Origin of the sequence: Spirosoma sp. SC4-14 (genome assembly GCF_037201965.1) — a bacterium.
GTDB lineage: Bacteria > Bacteroidota > Bacteroidia > Cytophagales > Spirosomataceae > Spirosoma.
In genome coordinates this window covers 79,424-100,286 of record NZ_CP147518.1, presented here as the reverse complement: position 1 = coordinate 100,286, position 20,863 = coordinate 79,424, and the positions used below count along the sequence as shown (strand labels likewise).

Here is a 20,863-nt window from a genome sequence, read left to right as displayed (position 1 = left end):
TTATTAAAATTTTGTTTCGGCCTGATTTGGCAGAAATATGCGGAGCAGACCATATAACAATAATCCACTGGGACCGAGTATAAAACACAGTAACAGACAGAGAATGAGCCACGCATGAGCAATACCACGGGTTTGCCCATCACGTAAAATATAGCTACCCGCCACCAGATCGAAGGCCAGGTAATGAATCCAGCCACCCAGCACCATTTCTTTCTGGCCTTTAAATAATGACTGTACGCCTGCCAACGAGCCGAATGCCTGAAAATCCAGACCGGAGCCATCCGGCGCGGCTGGCGCCACAAGCAGATAATAAATGTACATACTGCCCAGAATCATAGGAATTGGTAGCATCTGGGCCAGCATTTGCGTTACACGCCAGCGTGGAGCAACAACCATAAAAATCCATTGGGGCAATACCAGCAGGTTTGCATAGGTGAAAGCAGTTTCGGGCGTCATGAGCAGAAATGACTTTATTGTTTCGTTTCCCGTAAGATACGAAAGCTTTATATACCCTAACAATGAACCACTTATAAGCCAAAGGATAACTGATTAACGGATCAAAACTACAAGCTACAATCGGAAAGACTTTTCGGAGAAAGCATACTGGTATAAGATACGGTGTTTCATCAGTCGCTATTCTTTAGCCACAGAAAAGCCGCGTCACTTGCCTTTTTCGCTACTTTAGAGGTATGAATTACATAGAACTTCAACTACGCCTTTCCCCCGACTATACCGACATCCTCACCGCCGAACTGGGCGAGCTGGGTTTTGAATCCTTTATCGAAACCGACGAGGGGATAAACGCTTATATAACCGAACCTGATTTCGACGAGCAAGCCATACAGGAACTTGTTGCTAAATACGAGCGTCAGACCGCAATAGCTTACGAAGTCAATTCGTTAGAGAAACGAAACTGGAACGCCGAGTGGGAGCGCGATTACGAGCCGATTGAAGTGGGCGACAGTATCCGGGTCCGGGCGTCCTTTCATGAATCGGACGCCCGGTTTCGTTACGACATCGTTATCAATCCAAAAATGTCGTTCGGAACCGGCCATCACGAAACAACAGCTATGATGCTGGAACAACAGCTCGAACTGGATTTTTCGGGGAAAACCGTTCTTGATGTTGGCTGCGGTACGGGTATTCTGGCAATTCTGGCGGTAAAAATGGGGGCCCGATCTGTTCAGGCATTTGATATTGAAGAATGGGCCGTAGAAAATGCGCTGGAAAATGCAGCCCTGAACAACTGCCCACAGATTACGGTATTTCAAGGCACCATAAATGATATAAAAAATGAAGCGGGTCAGTACGACATTGTGCTGGCCAATATAAATAGAAATGTATTATTGGCAGAAATCCCCATTTACACCCATTTATTGACAGAAGAGGGGTATTTGTTAGTTAGTGGGTTTTATGAGCACGATGCTCCTGACATCCGACAGAAAGCCATTGATTCGGGCGTTTTCCCGTTAAAAACCATGTCGGTTCGGGATTGGACATCGCTTTCGTTTAAAAAATAAGTTACCTCCACCACGAAACGTTAGGGCAATACTTTTCGCAACAGATACATAATGAATCGCATCTACTTCACACAGCGCGGTGGTCTGTTTCGTTACAGGCCGTTCAGCCGTATGTTTATACGCGGCTGGTCTGCTTCCTTACAAACAATTGCCATCGGTTTTTTCTGCCTGACTGCTTCGGCTTCCTTTGGGCAGGCAGTCCGCATTTCGGACAAGCCCGACCAGTTTATGGCCGATGTTCAGAAACTGATGGCTACGGGTGGGGCCGTGGCCGTCCGGGCCGGAACCGACCTTCAGGCAATGTGGTCAGAAAATCAGCTATCGGCCCAGCAGCAGGAACGCATTATGACGCTGAGCCGTAAGATGAACCAGAAACGGCTTCAGGCAGCCACTTATTTTGCGCCTTTGTATGAAGCAATCTACCATACGGTAAACACGCAGAAACAAGCCACGACTTCGGCTGATGTTGATGGGCTCCTGACGGTTGCTGAAAAACTATTTGAAGCTAACGATCCCAAAAATTTTGCCCGCAGCCTCGAAACAGCCCGACGCTTTGTGGAACGACGCGAATTGTATGCCAGCAACTATAACAAACTCTATGCATTGGGTGGCTCATTTCAGTTTCGGTTTGTCGATGCAGTTCAGCCTAACCCCAGCGGTATACAAACCCCTTCCGATTCGGTTGCGGCCGCCAAAGCCGCAGCAGAACGCTCGCGTTTCGATGGCTGGGACACACCCGTCCTATCAGACTCCAGCCTGCCACGGCCATTAGGACCACAGTTTATTCCTCAGCGTCGTCCGATTCCAGCGGTAGCAGGTGCTGTTATTACCCTCAAAGACGTTTCACTGGCGATTGTAGCTAATGGCGATTCGGCTCTGGTGAGCAACACCAATGGCGATTTACTGCTAAAAGAAGGCATCTGGGTAGGTCAAGGAGGCAAGTTTGCCTGGGAAACCGTTGGCAGGCCCGATATTTTTGTAACCCTGAGTGACTATTCGATGACCACTATGAGCCCGAAACTCATGGCCGATGATGTAACGCTTACCTACGAAAAAACGAAGCCCATCAAAGGCGTTTTCGAATATGTTAGTAAGAAAAAAAGCGGCCCGGTAACCTACCCCCGGTTTATGTCGTGGCAAAGTGATGTTAAACTGCCCGATCTGGGGCCAGATGTCGAATACCTTGGTGGAATTGCCCTGTCAGGAACGCAGATGGTTGGTGCATCGGCTAGTGGGCGACCAGCACAACTAACCGTAAAATATAACGGGAAAACAGCGTTTAAAGCGAGTAGCCCCCGATTTGATTTTAGTATCAGCGATACTACCAGCACGGGCTTCGACAGTGTTGCAGTTAGTACGGGCAAACCATTGATTTCGGCAAAATCGGCCGCTTTTGTGGGCTATGTCGATACCGACTCCATTACGCACCCATCTGTTCAGTTTCGGTATGATAAGAATCAGCGGATTGCGTGGCTTGACCGCGAACAACGTACTGAATATACCCGGGTACCGTATGCCGATTCGTACCACAAATTTTATATTCTGCCCGAAGTAATGCGGTGGGATTTACCCCGTCGGAAAGTTGATTTCTATCAGATTGGAGCTAAACGCGAGGTTCCGGTCCGTTTCGAATCATACGATTATTTTCAACCACAGCGGTATTCAGACCTTACGGTCGATTATGGATTCCATCCGCTCCAGATCGTAGCCAACTACATCTCAACAAAGAAACAACAGACGTTTTTCGACGACGATATTATTCAGTTTGCCAAAGTAAGACCCGTCGCTCTTCGCGGTGCTTTAGGCCGAATGGTACTGGAAGGCTACCTCGACCGCGACCCGACCACGGGCCTAATGCGACTGAGCCGAAAAGGCTACCTCTATGTGCTGGCTTATGCGGGCAAACGTGATTACGACAATTTTCAGGTGCAGTCGTTGTTTGTTTCCAGCGATAGTATTAAAAATGCCACCATTAATCTCGACGATAAAATACTAACAATCCGTGGAGTTGATCGGTTTGTGCTATCCGATTCATTGAAGATTTTCGGTATTCCTTCCGATAAAACACTTCGCGTTGGCAAAGGACGGGCATTCACAATTAATGGGCAGCTCAAAGCCGGAACGTTGCGCTACGCCGGTCGCGATCTGAAGTTCGACTACGACAAGTTCGCTATGAACCTCAACCAGATCGACTCTATTACGTTTTCATCGGCCAAACTGGCCGCTCAGGGTAAGGAAGGCGAAATTGGGGGCGACATTAAGTATGAAAAACCAGGAACTGTTTATTTCGGTAGTGCCGACAATAAATCGGGGCGAATTGCCGGAAAGAAAACGACCCAACGACTGGTGATGCCCGAAGGAATGACCGTTTATTTTAATCAGTCGATTCGGGGCAATATTACCTATAATGAGAAAGTTTACTTTAAAATTCCAGCTGTCGATAACGATAGCATTGGTAAAGGAGACATCTCGTTTATGGGTACTTTTTACTCCGACGGTATTTTTCCTCCATTCAAGGCTGAGTTGAAAACCATGCCTGACAATACACTGGGGTTTGTTCACAAAGCTCCGCCAACGGGCTATCCAGTTTATAATACGAAGAAAGGCACAGTGCCATCAACCGTGAAATTTACGGGCGAGTTGGTGATGGATAAGTCGGGGCTTCGTGCAGAGGGTATACTTAACCACTTAACAGCCAGCCTTAATACCAAAGGGATTCTGTTTATGACAGATTCGCTACTAGCATCGGGCGAAAAAGGAGAAATTAAAGAAGGGCTGGTTGGAAAAGGGTATTTCCCGCAGGTTCAGTTGAATAACTACAGCCTGAAGTGGTGGCCCAAAGCCGATAGTATGGTCATTACGACCCAGAAAAATAACTTTAACTTCTATAATGCAACAGCCAATCTGGAAGGAGCACTGGTGTTGCGTTCGGGAGGGCTGTTTGGCCATGGCACCCTTCGCCGGAAAGATTCTGAGGCCATCTCGCAAACGATTAAATTCAATAAGGAAGGTTTCGTTGCCAGCAAAGCGCAGTTCAAGATTGTATCGGACAAAGATGTAAACCGACCCGTTCTGCTCGGAAAAGGAATTGATGTTGATTTCAACCAGACAAAAGGAATTGTTGGGCTCGCCATCACTGCGAATAGCACAAGTATCGACGATACGGTGGCTGCATCGAGCCTGGAGTTTCCGTTTGCGGCCTATAAAACAAACATTAATCGTGCGCAATGGAACATCAATGCCAAAACCATTGCGATGAAGGGCGATGTTAAAAGCTCAACATTTACGGCTACTGCTGAAGAGCAGGAAGAACTCACCTTCAATGGGTCGGCGGCACTCTACGACGTAGAGAAGATGATGCTCAATATTAGCGGTGTCCCTTATGTTATATCGGCCGATGCCCGGATTTACCCCTACAAAGGCTCCGTCACAATCCGTCGAAATGGTGAGATGCTGGCGTTGAAAAATGCGAAGCTGGAACTGGATACTATCAATTTATTCCACCGGCTAAAAAATGGAAACATCCAGATTTTGTCGCGGACAAAATTTGCGGGCGACGCAACCTATCAGTTTGCTACCGCCACAGGCGATACGGCCAGTATAAAAATGGGAAGCTTCGAACTGAAAGAGGTTCCGGCCAATCTGACTGCCGACACAAAAAAAACGGCCCGTAGCCGACGCAGTTCATCACAAAAGCCATTAACCACTTATTTTACGGTGGCTCGTGCCGATGTTGACGAAGACGATAACTTACAGCTTGCGCCAAAAATGTTGTTTAAAGGCGCAATTACCATGCAGGCTCCCGAACGGGATCTGGCATTAGATGGTGCCATTAAACCAGCCCTGAAAAAACGGCCCGACTTAGTTGGCGGCTGGATACCATTCAAGGAAAAAATAGCCGAACGGCTTGAGATTAAAGTCGACAAAAACCTTAAAAACGAAGGCGGTCAACCGCTGGTAGCTGGTATTCATTTCCGGGCCGATAATTCAGGTCTGTATCCTACATTCTTATCTCCGAAAGAAGACCCCAGAGATATTGACCTGTTTTCGGCAACGGGCATCATGAGCTACGACGAAAAGGATAAGGTTTACCGAATTACCTCAAAAGCGGGCGATGCCCCGGCAGAAGCCGCGGTGGTCGCATCGGCCGATAGTTCGGCAAGTTCAGTGGCTGAGGCATCCGATGATGTTGAAAATGCCTTTACGTTCAACGACGCCCGTGGTCTGATGACATTCAAGGGAAAAATGAACCTGCTGAACTCAACACCGAATGAGTATCTGTTAGCTTCTGGTTCGGCCCGGATCAACATCGACAGTGCTCAATACCGTCTGAATACGTTGCTGGCCTTCAGCTTTCCTGTACCTGAGCAGATTAACAGTTTGATTGGCGATAAGCTTGTTAAAACCAACCTGGAGGAGAAAAACGACGAAGCAGCCGACGACGACCTGAACCGACTCTCCGATAAACTGGTACCTTTAATTGGCCAGCAGGCTGTAGATGCATACCGCCTGAAAGCACAGAATCAGCATGTATCGCTGAGTCAGGCGTCTCCTAAACTGAATGCTATGCTGGTGCTGGCCAATGCCAACCTGCGATGGTCCGACAAATTCGGTGCCTTTTATAGTACCGGACAGTTAGGCGTTTCGAATATTGCTACAACCGACATTAATGCACAAATGGACGGTTTTGTCGAAATCCGAAAAACAACCAATGGCGACGAAGTTAGCATCTATCTTGAGTCATCGCCCGATGTTTGGGTCTTTTATGATTATAAACCCGGTAATACACCAACGGCGCTGGGGCAATTAGCCATTGTTACTTCGGAGCAGGAGATCAATGATCGACTGTTAGCTGGTTCAAAAAACAGTGCAAAAGCAACGCTGGAAGTTGTTCCGGCTACGGTCGACGAAAAAACCCTTTTTGTTGATCGCTACCTCGATCAGTATAAAACGAAAGCGAAGCCAGTACCTAAAGCGAAGCTACAACCTGGTCAGAAAGTTGTTAAAGACGAGAAGAAGAAGGAAGAAAAGAAAAAGGATAAGGAAGCCGAAAAAGAAGGATTTTAGAACCGAAAAAGGAGCAGGCACTCTGCTCCTTTTTCGGTTCTGTATAGATCATACCGCTGATTCATTTTATAGAAGTATGACCATTTTGCCACTTTTCATTTGTTTCCACAATTAAAAATAACAATCCTTAAAGCTTACAAATACACTCATCTATAAAACATTTTCTCGTAAAGAAAAATTAGACAAAAAAGGGATTAATTAGATTAAGTTAATTTTTAATGCACCGGAAACGCAAAGGTAATTCTTAAAATAATTATATCTTTCAGGAATTACGGTAGTAGAAAAACTGATTTTCCAGTCAAGATCATTCTACTGAAAAACAGATATTTATTCCGAATAATCAATAAATTAATTCTATAAAAAAAGTAATTTTCGGCTCTCTGCCTGATATGGATTCCAATGGCTGCTGATTAGTTTTTTTTGTTCATAGGGGTAACCAGAGATAGAGTAAGTAGTCTAAAACTTAGATCTAACCCATCTTCTAAAACTTAAAGGCGCATAAAATGAATTCAAAATATCATTTGCTAATAGTGGACGAAAATCCCTACGTAGCTGATATTCTCATACAGACGTTAAAAAGCGACTTTTCTATCACTGTGGCTCACACAGGTCACGAAGCAGCTCGTCTGTTAATTCAGGGAAATCGTTACGATTGTGTGCTTACCGAATTGAACTTGCCAGTCTTTAGCGGCCTTGAACTGACTAAGCTGATTCGGATGAGTAAATTGATATTTCAAACACCTGTTATTGTTCTCTCGAACGCCCCCGATAGTAATACGCGTATCGAGTGCCTCGAACAAGGTGTAGATAGCTATGTATCAAAACCGTTTAACCCACTGGAAGTAAAAGCGAAAATACACGCTATACTTCGCCGAACCGTTTCACAAACCGAGCAGGCTCAGGAACCTACCGCTCCGGTTCAACTACAAACGGAAGAAAAGCCATTCTGGCAACCTAAATCAAAAATTCTTTCGATGTTACTCAGGGGGTATTTAGTAGCTCAGAGTGCTTAGCCTTTATTTGAGAGAGCCAGGATTCGCATAAGCAGAAGTAGGGTTTATTCACACATCATCATCAATCAGCCTTTAAAAAAACAGATAAGGATCAGTTTGCGCTTTCAAAGCAATAGTAACATAATAGTATTTTAAGCTATACTGATTAAGCAAAAACGAAGTAAGTAGAAGTTCATTCATCTTTCCTGTTCCTCGAAGCTTATCAAAAACAACTCAGATCAGACTGAATAACAGACTTGTACAAAAATCGCCTGCTATTTGGCACCTTTCTCTATAGGACATAAAGCCTTAGATCAGTTGCATACAGGTCTACAGTAATCGATTCGAATACTGTATAAATGCACAAAAGGATAATGTAATGATTGGAAGCTTCATCAAATCGAATGTTGTGGATATAACTCCTACATTTTGCCTCTTATTAATAGAAGCAGATGATCTGATTGCCAACCAAATTACTAATCTGGCCGGAGAAGCGTGTTCTGTTATTCGGTTTCTTCACGTAAACGATGCCATTGCTTGGCTCGCCGATCGGCCTGCACTCGATCTGATTATTGCCGACAAGCGAAGTAGCCAGGCAATTATCGCTTGTGTACGAAGTAACACTCTTTATCAGACCGTACCGATTCTAATCACATCGCACTATGTCTGGCCGAACCTGATGAAGTCAGCCCTACAGGAAGGCGCTACGGATATCTTAACTATTGATAAGGATGAGTATGACCTGCAATCTAAAATTCGCTATTATCTCGATCTGAAAAAGCGGGTCTTATCAATGCCTGAGCCGCAGTCGTTCTTGGTTAACCATCGGATTGCTTTGCCTTGGTGGAAACGCGCTATTGACATTGTTGTCTCATTTCTGCTACTACTAATACTATCCCCCGTTTTTCTGCTGGTTGCTATCCTGATCAAACTAGATTCGCGGGGGGCAATTCTGTATAAATCGAAACGGGCAGGTACTAATTTTTATGTGTTCAATATGTACAAGTTTCGTACAATGAGCACAAAGGCAGATCAGCAGCTTCAGGAACTTGCTTCGAACAACATTTACGCACGAGGGTCTGAGAAATCCAGTTCGCACGAGAGCCTGGCTCAACGGGCAACCTTCCTCTGTGACTCCTGTCGGCAGAAAGGCATTCCCTGCCAACAACCTCTGTTCGACCAAAACCAACTTATCTGCGAAAAGCAGTTCCTGCGCGAAAATGAAGAAGCGGCCAAATTTATGAAGTTCCGAAACGATCCCCGGATTACTCGCTTTGGCACGTTTTTACGCAACAGCAGTATTGATGAATTGCCCCAGCTAATTAATATTCTGATAGGCGATATGTCGCTGGTGGGCAATCGACCACTGCCGCTCTATGAGGCCGAAAAACTTACTTCCGATGAGTTTGCGCAACGCTTTGCGGGCCCGGCCGGGCTCACAGGACTATGGCAGGTAAAGAAACGAGCGAAAGGCCAGGGGCCTATGTCGGACTGGGAACGAACTCAACTCGACATCGAATATGCCCGCACCTTCTCGTTTAAGACCGATATGTATATTCTCTGGAAAACGCTTTTTAACCTATGGCAGAAAGAGAATGTATAACAGACCTCCAGGCTTCAGGAGGCCAGTACGTTCCTGATGCAAGCTACTTATGCCATGACGAATGTATTTATCGACCATCAGAAATTTAGCACTCAACGCTACGGAGGTATCAGCCGGTACTTCGTTAGCCTGATTGATGGTATACGCAACTCTGCGGATGTTTCGTGTAAAATTGGGGTATTACATAGCCAAAACTACTACCTGCAAAACGAGCGCCTGCCGCTGAATAATCTCATTGCAGGCCCACTTATCAATCTAAAAACAACAGTAAGCTACCGGATCAATGAATTTTATTGCCGACAGTTGTTGACCCGGCAAAATTTCGATGTCTTTCATCCGACTTACTACAGTACTTACTTTTTGAACATGTTACGGAAACCGCTCGTCGTTACAATTCACGACATGACCTATGAGCGGTATCCCGAGTATTTCTGGGCACATGACCCGCTCACATATCAGAAACGGCGGAACATTGAACGGGCCGATGCAATTATCGCTATTTCAAACGCTACCCGGAATGACCTCATTCGTTTCTTTGATGTAGATCCAGCCAAAATTCATGTTATCTATCATGGTATAGAAACAACCGATCCTGCAAAAAGTCGGCCTATTTCAAATTTACCATCAAACTACCTGCTTTATGTAGGCGACCGGAATGGCTACAAGAATTTCTATTTCTTTCTGAGAGCCTTTAAGATCTTGCAAACCCGCTATCCTGACCTACACCTTATTCTGACAGGAGGAGGAAGCCTTGGCATTGCCGAACGGGAATATATTTATCGGTTATCGCTCGGCAATCGGGTGCGTCATCTTAGCTCCACTGATGAAGAGCTCACTTTTCTGTATCAGAACGCACTCTGTTTTGTCTATCCATCGCTCTATGAAGGTTTTGGATTACCCATTCTGGAAGCTTTCCGGGCCAATTGTGCCATGGTTCTCAGTAATACAGCCTGTTTTCGGGAGGTTGCAGGCGATGCAGCCGCCTATTTCGAGCTTAACCAAATCGATGATCTGGTCAATGCAATTGATTCGTTGCTGACGGATACTGAGCGACGGCAGCGATTAATCGACGCCGGAGCCAAACGGCTACGCCTGTTTCCCGTGTCAGAATCGGTTCAACGAACTCTGGCATTATATAAGTCTTTACGATAGCGATTTCGACTAACCTATCCGTCCGCAACAATGATTGGGAGGGATTATTAACAAGATGTTTGAACGAACCTTTCTTCTTACACAACAGCTTCGGCACAACCGCAATGTCTTCACTGCGCTGGGGGTTCTGATTGCCTTAATGGCCGGTTGGCTGATCGGTAATTTTGGCATGACAGGTGTGCTGATGACCGTAGGTTTGCCAATAGCCTTACTGGTAGTCTTAAGTATACTGCTGGAGCCTAAAGTTGGGTTGCTGATTTATATTCATTTATCGTTTGCACTCGGGTTCACCCGTTTTGTTCAGAGCGATTTGCCATTTGGCCTGTCGCTCGATGGTGTGCTGATGTTGACGCTGCTCAGCGTATTTCTAAATGCCAAGCGTATGAACTGGAAGCGATTACGGCATCCGGTTTATTTTCTGCTGGTTTTCTGGCTGGTCTATACGATTCTGGAACTGCTTAACCCCGAAGCACCGTACAAACCCGCCTGGTTTTACCATGCCCGGGCCTTTTCGCTAAACTGGTTCTACATGGCGACCATTATGCTGGTTGTACCAATCACGAAAGAAGAAATAAAGTTACTGATCAAAACCTGGCTGATCTGGTCGTTTCTGGCCGCTATCTGGGGGTTTAAACAACAATATATCGGATTGGCCGAAGCCGAAGAACGATGGTTAGCCGAAGGTAATGCCAAAACGCATTTGCTTTGGGGGCAGTTACGTACATTTTCGTTCTACTCCGATGCGTCGCAGTTTGGGGCTGAGATGGCCAGTGCTACGCTATTCTGCTCCTTCAAATTTGCCGAAGAAAAACGTATTATTCACCGACTTTTCTATCTGGGACTGGCCTTTATTTTCTTCTGGGCCTTTGCGATCTCGGGTACCCGGAGCGCCTTTTTTGTGTTAATAGCAGGCTTCCCGGCTTATCTGGTCCTTCGTCGAAACCTCAAACTGATTCTACAGGGTGCTGCTATAGCAATTCCAATTCTGGCCATACTTCTCTTCACCCATATTGGCGACTCAAATTACCATATCTATCGAATCAGAACAGCTTTACACCCAGGAGAAGACGCGTCTTTTCTGGTCCGGCTCGAAAACCAGCAAAAACTTAGGGCTTATTTAAAAAACCTACCGTTTGGGGCTGGCATCGGCACTTCGGCTGATACCGGTGCCCGTTTCTCACCCGATCACTTTGCCGCTCAGATTCCGCCCGATAGCTGGTATGTCGAAATCTGGATCGAAACGGGAATTGTTGGCTTAACGATCTATCTGTTGATGATTGCGGGAATTGTTGGCTATGGGACTTATAAAGTCTGGCAGATTAAAGACCCCTGGTTATTTAAATTGATGGTGGCATTGCTGGCCGATTTTATTGGGATCGCGTTGATGTGTTATTCGAACCCAACATTAAGTCAGTTTCCGACCTGTACGTTTTTGTATATCACATCGATCCTTTTCACAACCAGCGAACGATGGGATACCCAACCTCAGAAAATTTCTGCGCTGGATATGATTGGAGAACCAAACCTGCACGTTCGAATCTAATGCGATTGGTGCATCATTACGGTTGAGAATTGATTATTAACCCATAAATCGTTTACACCATTAAAAATTATGATGACCGTTTTCTCAAATCCCAGATGGCTAAAGCAGCACGACTATCCGTATACCAGCATCGATGAGGTTCCTCAATCTGTTTTCGATGAAATTAACGAACGTCTTGACAAACGAATCAGCACAGAACCGCTGGTATCAATCATGGTTATTGCTTACAATGAAGAAATTAATGTACTCCGAAGCATAAGCAGTTTATCCTGTCTTGACACAAAAATTCCGTTCGAAATTGTTGCCGTAAACAATAACTCAAAAGATCGGACTCAGGAAACATTTGACCGATTACATGTCCGAACGTTTTTTCAGCCTATTCAGGGTTGCGGCCCAGCCCGTCAGATGGCTCAGGAAATGGCCGTTGGGAAATATATGCTTCTGGCCGATGCCGATTGCTTTTATCCGGTCAACTGGCTGGATGAAATGATGAAACAGCTTCAGCAACCGGGCGTTGTCTGCGTATATGGGCGTTATTCGTTTGTTGCCAATCCCGAACTACCAAGGTGGCAACTGACCATTCATGAAACCTTAAAAGACCTTGTTGCAGAAGCCCGGCACTACAAACGGCCTTATCTGAATGCCTACGGCATCAGCATGGGATATCTGCGGGAAGCAGGACTAAAAGCAGGCTATATGATGCATAACAGAACCTGGGGCGAAGATGGCCGCATTTGTTTCGATATGATGCAGTATGGACGAGTTGTAGCCATGAAAACTCGCTCGGCCCGCGCCTGGACAGGCACCCGAACGCTTATGAAAGACGGCACTTTATGGCAGGCGTTGGGCAAACGGGTAAAAAAAGAACTAAACCGGGCCGTCTCATATCTCACCCCTCACCCCCCCCACGACACCAAAACGTCGGAAGATTAAGTGCCTGTGAACAGGCTGTTATCCAACTTTATACATGAACAATTTTGATAGTATCATTTGCATTGGCCAGACCTCCTGGGAAGGTGATTTTCAGAAAGCAGTTGTCCAACTGATGACAGAACTGTCGGCACGGCATCGGGTGCTGTATGTTGATTATCAGTATACATTTAAAGATCTACTATCGGGCATAATTGGAAAACGTGATGTTCCTGTTCGTGAAGCGGTCCGCTTATCGAATCCGTTGCAAAAAAAACAACTCGATAAGGGTCGTGAGGTGTATGTATGGACGCCCCCTTTGATGCTTCCCGTCAACTGGCTGTCGGCCAGGCCACACGACTTATTTGTGAAATGGAATATTGAGCGTTTGGTTCGGGGACTACGGCGCGTTATGCACGACCTGAACATGCATCGCCCGCTAATTGTCAATGGACTGAATCCTGTATTTGGCCTACCCATGTTGAATCAGCTAAACGAATGCGCAACCATTTATTACTGCTTCGATGAAATCTCTATTGCCAAATGGATGAATCGGCATGGTAGCCGCTACGAAGTTCCTTACCTCCAGCGCGTCGATACGGTTGTTACTACTTCCGAAACATTGCGTCGGGCTAAAGCCCAGTTGCAGCCCAATACGTTTTGTGTTAAAAATGGGGTCAATTTTACCCTGTTCAATCGGGCGCGTCAGCTTAGCAACAATCCATTATCTGATCAACCAATAGTAGGTTATCTCGGCACAGCCGATGATCGCATTGACCTTAACCTGGTTGAACACTGCGTTCGAACAATGCCCGATGTTCTCTTTCAATTCATTGGTGAAGTTCACGAACCTGCCATTAGACAACGATTATCGGTTTATTCAAACGTACGCTTCATTCCTCCCCATCAGCCAATCGATTTACCGCCATTACTGGCCCGAATGCAGGCAGCCATAATTCCATTTGTCTGCAATGAGCACACGTATACCATTTACCCCCTAAAAATCAACGAATATCTGGCTGCCGGATTACCCGTTGTATCGACTCCTTTTTCGATACTAGACGATTTCGCCAACGTTGTTCAAGTGGCCGTTACACCCACCGATTTTGCCGAAGCCCTGCAACGTGCCTTAACGGATACAACTCCCCAACGAGTTAACGAACGGATTGAAATGGCAAAAAACAATTCCTGGGAAAAACGCGCCGAAGAATTTGAAGCCATAATTCGTCAAACCCCAGCCGCCTATACGCCTGATTCAGTAGTTAGTTAGCCATAAGGAATAAGTCTAAACAAAGTTGCCAGTAGACTACGCAGGGTGCTTAAAGACGAATCCAGTTTGCAGGAATCAGATCTTTAGTATCCCAATTGGGTTTGTTTTTGAACCATCGGGCAGGTGCAACTACGATCTTGTCCTGTTTAGGGTTCAGCCAGGCGCCCCACCAGCTAAACGAACTATTTGCAATGATGTGATGATGGCAAAAACTCATCAATTGTAGATCGGCAAGGTCGGCATCAGCTCCAGTATTCACCACAAAATCGTGTGGATAATCGAGTTTAAGATTCTGCTGCACCCAATCGGGGTCGTCGCTAAAAACAAAAAACGTTGCCTTCGAAAACTGCGCTGTTAATTGGGCAATGGCTGCTTTGTAATAGTCGAGTCCAATGAATCCGAACGACTGGCTAAAGTCGGGATGACTAACATAATCGCCACGTCGGATATGGAGCGAAATGGGTATTTCGGCCTTGGCAATGGCCGCTTCGTATCGTTCGAACAACGCTCCCGTTTTCCGCCTGAAGGTTAGCTCTTTTCGAATTATATCCGCACAATCGTTAAAGTACTGTTCTGATTGCCAACCACCATCGAGAATAATAAACGAAGCTCTGGAGGCAAGAACAATAGGATCGACATGAAAGTGTTTTTCTTCCAGAAAATAGAAAAAAGGTTTCAACGTTCGATTAGGCAGCAGTTTCGTTGCTTTGGATATGTACAGGAAGGGCGATGTATCTAATAGCCTATAATCGATATTGAACGGAGAGAGCTTGAATTTTCTGACCGTGTCTGTTGCATATTCATGCTGGTAGTAGCTCAGGTCAAAATACAAGGATGTGTTGTTTTTCAGCGCCAGGCTTCTGCCCAGCGCATATTGAAACAACTGATTCCCTAACCCGCCCGCAATTCTGGCAATGACCATGCCCATAGATGTCTTCTTTACATGATTGTGTTACCCAATAGGGTTGCACAATGACTATTTTTTTGACTCTTTTCAATTGAAGAAGCCACTTTCCAGCGTATAAAATTTAGGAGAATCTGTAATTTTCTGGTGGGCAACCGCAGCCAGATAATCGTTGGAGACCGCAAAGCTTCCAATATACCACTCTGCCTGCGAGCCTGTTATAGCCATGTCAGTATAATGCTCGCCTTCTAATGATGGCACCCGACAAAAATCGTCGTCTATTCCTTTGGCGGTTGCTTTAACGAGCGCTTCTTTTCGAGTCCACAACTGATAGAAACGATGCCTTGGGTCTCTATCTTGTCCAATATTCTGTCGCTCAGTTTCACTAAAACTCTGGAATAAAATTTCTTCAAAGGGGAAATCAGGGCTGATTTTTTCAATATCGACACCTACATTTTTTTTACCAACGGCCAGCAAAACCCATTCGCCCGCATGAGCGATGTTAACATGAAGATCAGGAATATCGCTTAACTCTGGTTTCTTGTTGATCCCTGCTCTCACAAAAACAGCCTCTGGATTCTGATGTGTATACTTAGCGACCAGCAATTTCAGCATCAAGCGACCATAAGAAAAACGTAACCGATCTTCTTGCCGATGAAACCGGCGAGCCCGATCTTGTTCATCAGGCTGTAATAAGGCAAACAGCCGAAGTGCCATAGCCGAAGTAAATTCAACACGGTATCTGAAAACAGCGACCTCATCGCTAAACAAACAGGCTTCATAAGGGAGCCAGTCAGCGTCAGCAAGTGCATTCTCGTTTTTTATTAAAACCCTGCAAGCCAATTAGTTAATATTATTAAGTATACAAAAATTAAACATTAAAACAATAAAAGTAAAAAATTACTCAGCAATACCCTATTTTATTCCAACTGGCCCACAAAACGGGTGACGCAGCAAACCTTCTATAGTCTTAATAATGAGGTATGGTAACTACATCGGGTAGGTTTTTGGCCGTTTTCAGGATGATGCTATATAGGACATTCTGGGTAAATATAGCTCTGATTCTGTATACTATCAGTGAATCGTGCTTTGCGCAAATCTGCCCTGGTTTATCAAACGATTTTGTGATTGACCAGTCCTTTGGAACAGCGAATAATAGTCCATCGCTGGCAGGGTTAACCACCTATCGATTTGTTTCATCTACGTGCCCGGAAAATGGCGAATATACGGTATCTCAAACTGTAGATGGTAGCTGTTTTCTGAATACCTGGCACTCGGTTACGGAAGATCATACCCCAAACGATACGCAGGGTAATATGCTGATCATTAATGCCTCCGACGACGCTGGCACGTTTTATCAGCAGTCGTTATCGGGCTTATGTGGCGGCACAAAATACGAATTTTCACTCTGGGGGTTAAACTTACTTAAACCCGGTATATGTAGTGCCCCAACTCTCCCGAATCTGACCATCCGTATTGAGACAACCGATGGCCGCATTCTGCAAACGATTGATTTTGGCTCAATTGAATTAACCGAAACGCCAACCTGGCGTCAGTATTCGACCTTATTCACGGCCCCATCGACATCGGAACCGGTTGTGGTGAAATTAATAAATAATCAGGGAGCTGGTGGATGCGGCAACGATCTGGCACTCGATGATATTCAACTAAAACAATGCGATGCCTGCGCTCCTGATCCGATTTATGTACCCGATGCTTTTACCCCAAACAACGATGGCGTAAATGATGAGCTGGCGGTTTTTCTACGGGAAGCAATTTCCGTAAATGTCAGGATTTATAATCGTTGGGGAAGCCTGATTTTTTCCAGTAACGATTTAATCAATAGATGGAAAGGTGATTTTGCCGGAGTGCCCTGTTCATCAGGACAGTATACGTGGGTGGTTTCCTATCGGGTAGCCGATTCGGCCAGCACCACCCGCGAATATACCCAAACTGGCCGGGTTACCTTATTACGCTGATTCATTAACCCAAACCAAACTCTCAACCGTAACAATACCAAAACTACTGTCAGGTCTTATGTGTCGTTAGACCTTCCTCTCATGATAAAAACGTTTGTTATGCTGACAACAGCTTGTCTGGCTTTGCTATTTATTGCACAGACTCAGGGGCCCATTGGGTCAAAATCAACTACATCACAGCTAAAATCTACCAACAAAATAGCGATCGATCCTAAACGCTGGTATCAGGTAAACAATGTTACCAATGGCCTTGATGGGCTTTTCGACGGCATAACCGACGCCAGCGTCAATACGGGCTGGAATAAGATACTACCCAACTACGATGCCTACTATCCTTTGCTCGACGGCGAAACAATGGCAATAGAAAGTATTCGTCTCTACGATGGTCAAGGCTCCAACGAAGATGCCCCCATGACCCTATCGATCATAAACGAGAAGTGGGAGCGCATTCCGATTGCCCGGTTCATTGGTACTAAGTATCAGGAATGGGTAGGCCCTAACCCCGAACAGCCTGGTGAATTTAATCTAAACGCTCCAATTACGGGAGCCCGCTATCTGGTCATAAATACATCGGGCGCCTATCCCAACGAACTGGAATTATATGGTACTTATCAACCAGGCAAAGCGCTTAGCTCTACGCCACCGAGCCGATCGACTCCGTTTCGGCAGGCGCTTGGCGTTAACGCATTTGAATGGAATTTTGAAGAAGCCAGTTCGCCCTGGCAGGTAGAAGACAGCCGCATTCATGCAATGAAAGCCTTTTCGTCAGTGCGGCATTATATCGACTGGGAAAAGCTCGAAGCAACCAAAGGGGCCTATACATTTAACCCAACGGCGGCTGGAAGCTGGAACTACGATGCCATTTATGAACGCTGTCGGGCAGAAGGTATCGAGGTGTTGGCCTGCATAAAAACACTTCCTAAATGGCTCGAAGAAAGCTATCCGCCCAACGGGCGCGATCATGAAAATATACCAGCGCCATATGGCAGCGATTTATCGTCGCCGAAGTCGTACATCGATCAGGCAAAAGTAGGCTTTCAGTTTGCTGCCCGCTATGGCAGTAATAAAACCCTCTCGCCCTCGCTCGTCAGTGTAAGTAATGAAAAAACCTGGGCAGGCACCAACACGGTTAAAATTGGCCTTGGCCTAATCCATTATATCGAGTGCGAAAACGAACGCGATAAAACCTGGAAAGGACGCAATGCGTATCAGTCGGCCCGAGAGTATGCAGCTAACCTGTCGGCTTTCTACGATGGCCATAAAAATACTCTGGGACCGGGCGTCGGTGTAAAAAATGCCGATCCATCCATGACCGTTGCCATTGGCGGACTGGCGGCTTCTACTACCGATTATGTACGGGCCATGATCGACTGGTGTAAGGAATTCAGAGGCTATTTGCCCGATGGCCGCGTCAATCTGTGTTGGGATGTAATGAATCAACACCTGTATGCCAATGATGCCAGGTCGTCGCAAAATGGTGGCGGAAACCGGGGAGCAGCTCCCGAACTAGCCGGTGTTGGCGACCAGGCTGCCGCTTTTGTAGCCGTTTCTCATCAGTTGGCCAACGACATGCCCGTCTGGATTACTGAAGCGGGTTATGATGTTAACCAGGGTAGTCCATTTAGAGCCATTCCGATCGGCAACAAAAGTGTTCTGGAAACCCAGGCCGACTGGATTTTGCGCACGGCTCTTTTGTATACGCGGGTGGGCATCGATCGGCTGTTTTTCTATCAGTTGTACGACGACAATCTGGAAAACTCTACTCAATTTAGTTCAATGGGGCTGGTGAATGGTGATAAGACACGCAAACCAGCAGCCGACTACCTATATCAGGCGCGGCAGTTATTGGGCGACTATCGCTATAAAGAAACAATTAATGCCGATCCGATCGTCGATCGCTACGAAGCCGACGGCCGATCGGCCTACGTACTGGTTATTCCCGATGAGAAAGGCCGCACCGGAAAATTCAGCCTTCCAGTCGCAAAAGGCGATACCATGTTCGTCTGTACGCCAGTCATTGGACGCGATGCAATGACTCAGACAGCCCAGGTCAGCACAACCGGCACCATTACCATAAACGTTACCGAAACGCCTGTGTTTTTGATGCCTTCTGCTCGCTCCTTGCCAGAATTAACCGACTTAGGTACGGTTTCTGTTTATCCGAATCCAACGGCCGATAATGTGCAGATCGCGATCGAAAACGGCGTAAACAGCTCCGTCGAAATAACTATGTATGATGTGACTGGCCGACAGCTCAAACAAGCGACATTTCCCAAAGCCAACCGAACTTTTAGTGAAACCATACCCTTAACCTCGCTGCCTTACGGTATTTATTTGCTGGAAATTAAACAGGGGAAAGCGCGAGCCGTAAAAAAAATTCTTCGGGCCAAATAACTGTCCCCGATTACCTATTCTACAAAATAGTTAGTAAAATTAACGCATGAGTAACACAACTAAGGCAATGAACGGCGGTAAATGGATCACAATTGCAACCGCAATTTCGACCGTTTTCCAGTTTATCCAGGTAGCCATCTTAGCGCGCTTACTGGAGCCTTCGGCTTTCGGTATTGTTAGTGTTAGCACATTAATTATCAGTTTCTTTCAGATCTTTTCAAATCTCGGTTTTTCGAACTCAATCATTTATAAGCAGGAGAGCGACCAAAAGGTCTTATCGACTCTCTATTTTCTGAACCTGCTGGTAGGTGTATTTATTTTTATTGTGATTCAGTTTAGCTCACCTTACATTATTTCATTTTATCACGAGCCTAAACTGGATCGGGTTCTACGCTTTTCTTCCTGCTATTTCCTGATCGTTTATTTTGGTCAGCTGTATATGTTTTTGCTGGAAAAAGAGCTTCGGTTTAAGTCAGTAGCAACGATCGACATAACCGGAACCATCGTAGGATCGCTCACTACAATTGTACTGGCCTATAGCGGTTTTGAAGAGCTGTCTCTGATTATTGGTTCGCTAGTAATGCAGACTGTAAAAACTGTTTTGCAGATCGTGTTCGGCCTTAAATTTTTCTTTCCATTATTGGCTTTCGACCTCAAAAATGTACAGGAGCATTTGCGATTCGGGATCTATAATCTGGGCGATGGTCTACTGGGATTTATTCAGGCCAATTCAGATAGTATTTTCATTGGCGGTATGCTGGGCGTAAAAATGCTAGGCTATTATACCATTGCCTATCAGTTGTCGGTTTTCCCTATTTCTAAGTTAAATCCGATTATTCTACAGGTAGCCTACCCCATCCTGGCGAAAATGAAAGATAGCAATGATGCTCTCAAAAATTCGTACCTGAAAATTCTGGATTTCATCAGCTATTGCAATATGCCCCTCCTGGCCGGTTTATTCATAACGGCCGATAGCGTTGTACCCTTAATCTATGGCCCCGGCTGGGACATGACCGTCGATCTTATTAAAATCTTCGTGTTTGTTTCCATCCTTTCCTGTCTGAGCCATCCATTGTTTACGCTTGCGTTTTCGAAAGGGAAACCGAATTTGCTGTTTTACCTTAATCTGGTAACGCTAATCGTAAAAATTCCGCTTGTGTACTGGATGGGCAATACCTGGGGGGTTATGGGAATAGCCACAGCTTTTCTGCTGGCAACACTCTTTAACCTGATTGCCAACTTTCTGCTGGTTCACTACCTAATCGGCAATTTCTGGGAAGATTTTCTAAAAAATATAGCGAAGCCCACGCTCTTCTGCCTGATTATGATTGGTATTATTTATGCCTATAAAATCCTGATCGGCAACGATGGTATTATTAATACAGGCGTCGAAATTGCACTTGGCGGTATAACCTATCTGGCGTTAACATTAGCCTATAAATTATCTTTTTCGGAGCTGAAGGCGTATAGACAAGCGCTTTTATAAACGACTCGTCCGCGATATAATCGCGGACGAGCATTATTCCATTC

At 45.6% G+C, this 20,863-nt stretch carries 14 protein-coding genes; 11 read left to right on the top strand and 3 right to left on the bottom strand.

The features are described 5' to 3' along the window. Positions 1-3 precede the first annotated feature (3 nt). A complete protein-coding gene (locus WBJ53_RS00380) occupies positions 4-456 on the bottom strand; it encodes an ABA4-like family protein (protein WP_338874070.1) in 453 nt (150 codons plus the stop codon). Positions 457-689: 233 nt separating this feature from the next. Here WBJ53_RS00380 and prmA point away from each other — a divergent pair, with 233 nt between their 5' ends. The 8 genes from prmA to WBJ53_RS00340 all read left to right on the top strand — a co-directional run bounded on the left by prmA (position 690) and on the right by WBJ53_RS00340 (position 14,056). Continuing rightward, positions 690-1,520: a 50S ribosomal protein L11 methyltransferase gene (prmA, locus tag WBJ53_RS00375; protein ID WP_338874069.1), complete on the top strand. Its 831-nt coding sequence runs from the start codon at positions 690-692 to the stop codon at positions 1,518-1,520. A gap of 111 nt (positions 1,521-1,631) precedes the next feature. Next, positions 1,632-6,587: a hypothetical protein gene (locus WBJ53_RS00370; RefSeq protein WP_338877133.1), complete on the top strand. Its 4,956-nt coding sequence runs from the start codon at positions 1,632-1,634 to the stop codon at positions 6,585-6,587. Positions 6,588-7,090: 503 nt separating this feature from the next. After that, positions 7,091-7,600, top strand: coding sequence for a response regulator transcription factor (locus tag WBJ53_RS00365; RefSeq protein ID WP_338874068.1), 510 nt, complete (start codon positions 7,091-7,093; stop codon positions 7,598-7,600). Between the two features lie 358 nt (positions 7,601-7,958). After that, on the top strand, positions 7,959-9,182 hold the full coding sequence (locus WBJ53_RS00360) for a sugar transferase (RefSeq protein ID WP_338874067.1): 1,224 nt from the start codon (positions 7,959-7,961) through the stop codon (positions 9,180-9,182). Between the two features lie 36 nt (positions 9,183-9,218). Continuing rightward, the gene (locus tag WBJ53_RS00355) at positions 9,219-10,334 is read left to right on the top strand and encodes a glycosyltransferase family 1 protein (protein WP_338874066.1); all 1,116 of its coding nucleotides are present in this window, start codon (positions 9,219-9,221) and stop codon (positions 10,332-10,334) included. A 55-nt stretch (positions 10,335-10,389) separates the two neighbouring features. Continuing rightward, a complete protein-coding gene (locus WBJ53_RS00350) occupies positions 10,390-11,877 on the top strand; it encodes an O-antigen ligase family protein (RefSeq protein WP_338874065.1) in 1,488 nt (495 codons plus the stop codon). A 69-nt stretch (positions 11,878-11,946) separates the two neighbouring features. Beyond that, the gene (locus WBJ53_RS00345) at positions 11,947-12,810 is read left to right on the top strand and encodes a glycosyltransferase family 2 protein (protein WP_338874064.1); all 864 of its coding nucleotides are present in this window, start codon (positions 11,947-11,949) and stop codon (positions 12,808-12,810) included. A 34-nt stretch (positions 12,811-12,844) separates the two neighbouring features. Beyond that, complete coding sequence (locus WBJ53_RS00340; RefSeq protein ID WP_338874063.1) at positions 12,845-14,056, top strand: glycosyltransferase; 1,212 nt, start codon at positions 12,845-12,847, stop codon at positions 14,054-14,056. Between the two features lie 49 nt (positions 14,057-14,105). On the opposite strand, the gene WBJ53_RS00335 is transcribed toward WBJ53_RS00340, so the two are convergent. Together WBJ53_RS00335 and WBJ53_RS00330 are read right to left on the bottom strand one after the other, a co-directional pair. Beyond that, positions 14,106-14,978 carry an alpha-1,2-fucosyltransferase gene (locus WBJ53_RS00335; protein WP_338874062.1) on the bottom strand — a complete coding sequence of 291 codons (873 nt, stop codon included), beginning with the start codon at positions 14,976-14,978 and terminating at the stop codon, positions 14,106-14,108. 72 nt (positions 14,979-15,050) lie between these two features. Further along, positions 15,051-15,677 carry a 4'-phosphopantetheinyl transferase superfamily protein gene (locus WBJ53_RS00330; RefSeq protein ID WP_338874061.1) on the bottom strand — a complete coding sequence of 209 codons (627 nt, stop codon included), beginning with the start codon at positions 15,675-15,677 and terminating at the stop codon, positions 15,051-15,053. Between the two features lie 407 nt (positions 15,678-16,084). Here WBJ53_RS00330 and WBJ53_RS00325 point away from each other — a divergent pair, with 407 nt between their 5' ends. From WBJ53_RS00325 to WBJ53_RS00315, 3 genes are all read left to right on the top strand, one after another. After that, complete coding sequence (locus WBJ53_RS00325) at positions 16,085-16,939, top strand: gliding motility-associated C-terminal domain-containing protein (protein WP_338874060.1); 855 nt, start codon at positions 16,085-16,087, stop codon at positions 16,937-16,939. A gap of 81 nt (positions 16,940-17,020) precedes the next feature. Then, positions 17,021-19,333 carry a T9SS type A sorting domain-containing protein gene (locus tag WBJ53_RS00320; protein WP_338874059.1) on the top strand — a complete coding sequence of 771 codons (2,313 nt, stop codon included), beginning with the start codon at positions 17,021-17,023 and terminating at the stop codon, positions 19,331-19,333. Between the two features lie 46 nt (positions 19,334-19,379). Next, positions 19,380-20,819, top strand: a complete 1,440-nt coding sequence (locus WBJ53_RS00315) for an MOP flippase family protein (RefSeq protein WP_338874058.1) — start codon at positions 19,380-19,382, stop codon at positions 20,817-20,819. Positions 20,820-20,863 lie beyond the last annotated feature (44 nt).

Excerpts from the sequence above, each read along its gene's own strand:
- WBJ53_RS00380 (WP_338874070.1), bottom strand. The coding sequence starts at position 456 with ATGACGCCCGAAACTGCTTTCACCTATGCAAACCTGCTGGTATTGCCC.
- prmA (WP_338874069.1), top strand. The coding sequence starts at position 690 with ATGAATTACATAGAACTTCAACTACGCCTTTCCCCCGACTATACCGAC.
- WBJ53_RS00370 (WP_338877133.1), top strand. The coding sequence starts at position 1,632 with ATGTTTATACGCGGCTGGTCTGCTTCCTTACAAACAATTGCCATCGGT.
- WBJ53_RS00365 (WP_338874068.1), top strand. The coding sequence starts at position 7,091 with ATGAATTCAAAATATCATTTGCTAATAGTGGACGAAAATCCCTACGTA.
- WBJ53_RS00360 (WP_338874067.1), top strand. The coding sequence starts at position 7,959 with ATGATTGGAAGCTTCATCAAATCGAATGTTGTGGATATAACTCCTACA.
- WBJ53_RS00355 (WP_338874066.1), top strand. The coding sequence starts at position 9,219 with ATGCAAGCTACTTATGCCATGACGAATGTATTTATCGACCATCAGAAA.
- WBJ53_RS00350 (WP_338874065.1), top strand. The coding sequence starts at position 10,390 with ATGTTTGAACGAACCTTTCTTCTTACACAACAGCTTCGGCACAACCGC.
- WBJ53_RS00345 (WP_338874064.1), top strand. The coding sequence starts at position 11,947 with ATGATGACCGTTTTCTCAAATCCCAGATGGCTAAAGCAGCACGACTAT.
- WBJ53_RS00340 (WP_338874063.1), top strand. The coding sequence starts at position 12,845 with ATGAACAATTTTGATAGTATCATTTGCATTGGCCAGACCTCCTGGGAA.
- WBJ53_RS00335 (WP_338874062.1), bottom strand. The coding sequence starts at position 14,978 with ATGGTCATTGCCAGAATTGCGGGCGGGTTAGGGAATCAGTTGTTTCAA.
- WBJ53_RS00330 (WP_338874061.1), bottom strand. The coding sequence starts at position 15,677 with ATGGCACTTCGGCTGTTTGCCTTATTACAGCCTGATGAACAAGATCGG.
- WBJ53_RS00320 (WP_338874059.1), top strand. The coding sequence starts at position 17,021 with ATGATAAAAACGTTTGTTATGCTGACAACAGCTTGTCTGGCTTTGCTA.
- WBJ53_RS00315 (WP_338874058.1), top strand. The coding sequence starts at position 19,380 with ATGAGTAACACAACTAAGGCAATGAACGGCGGTAAATGGATCACAATT.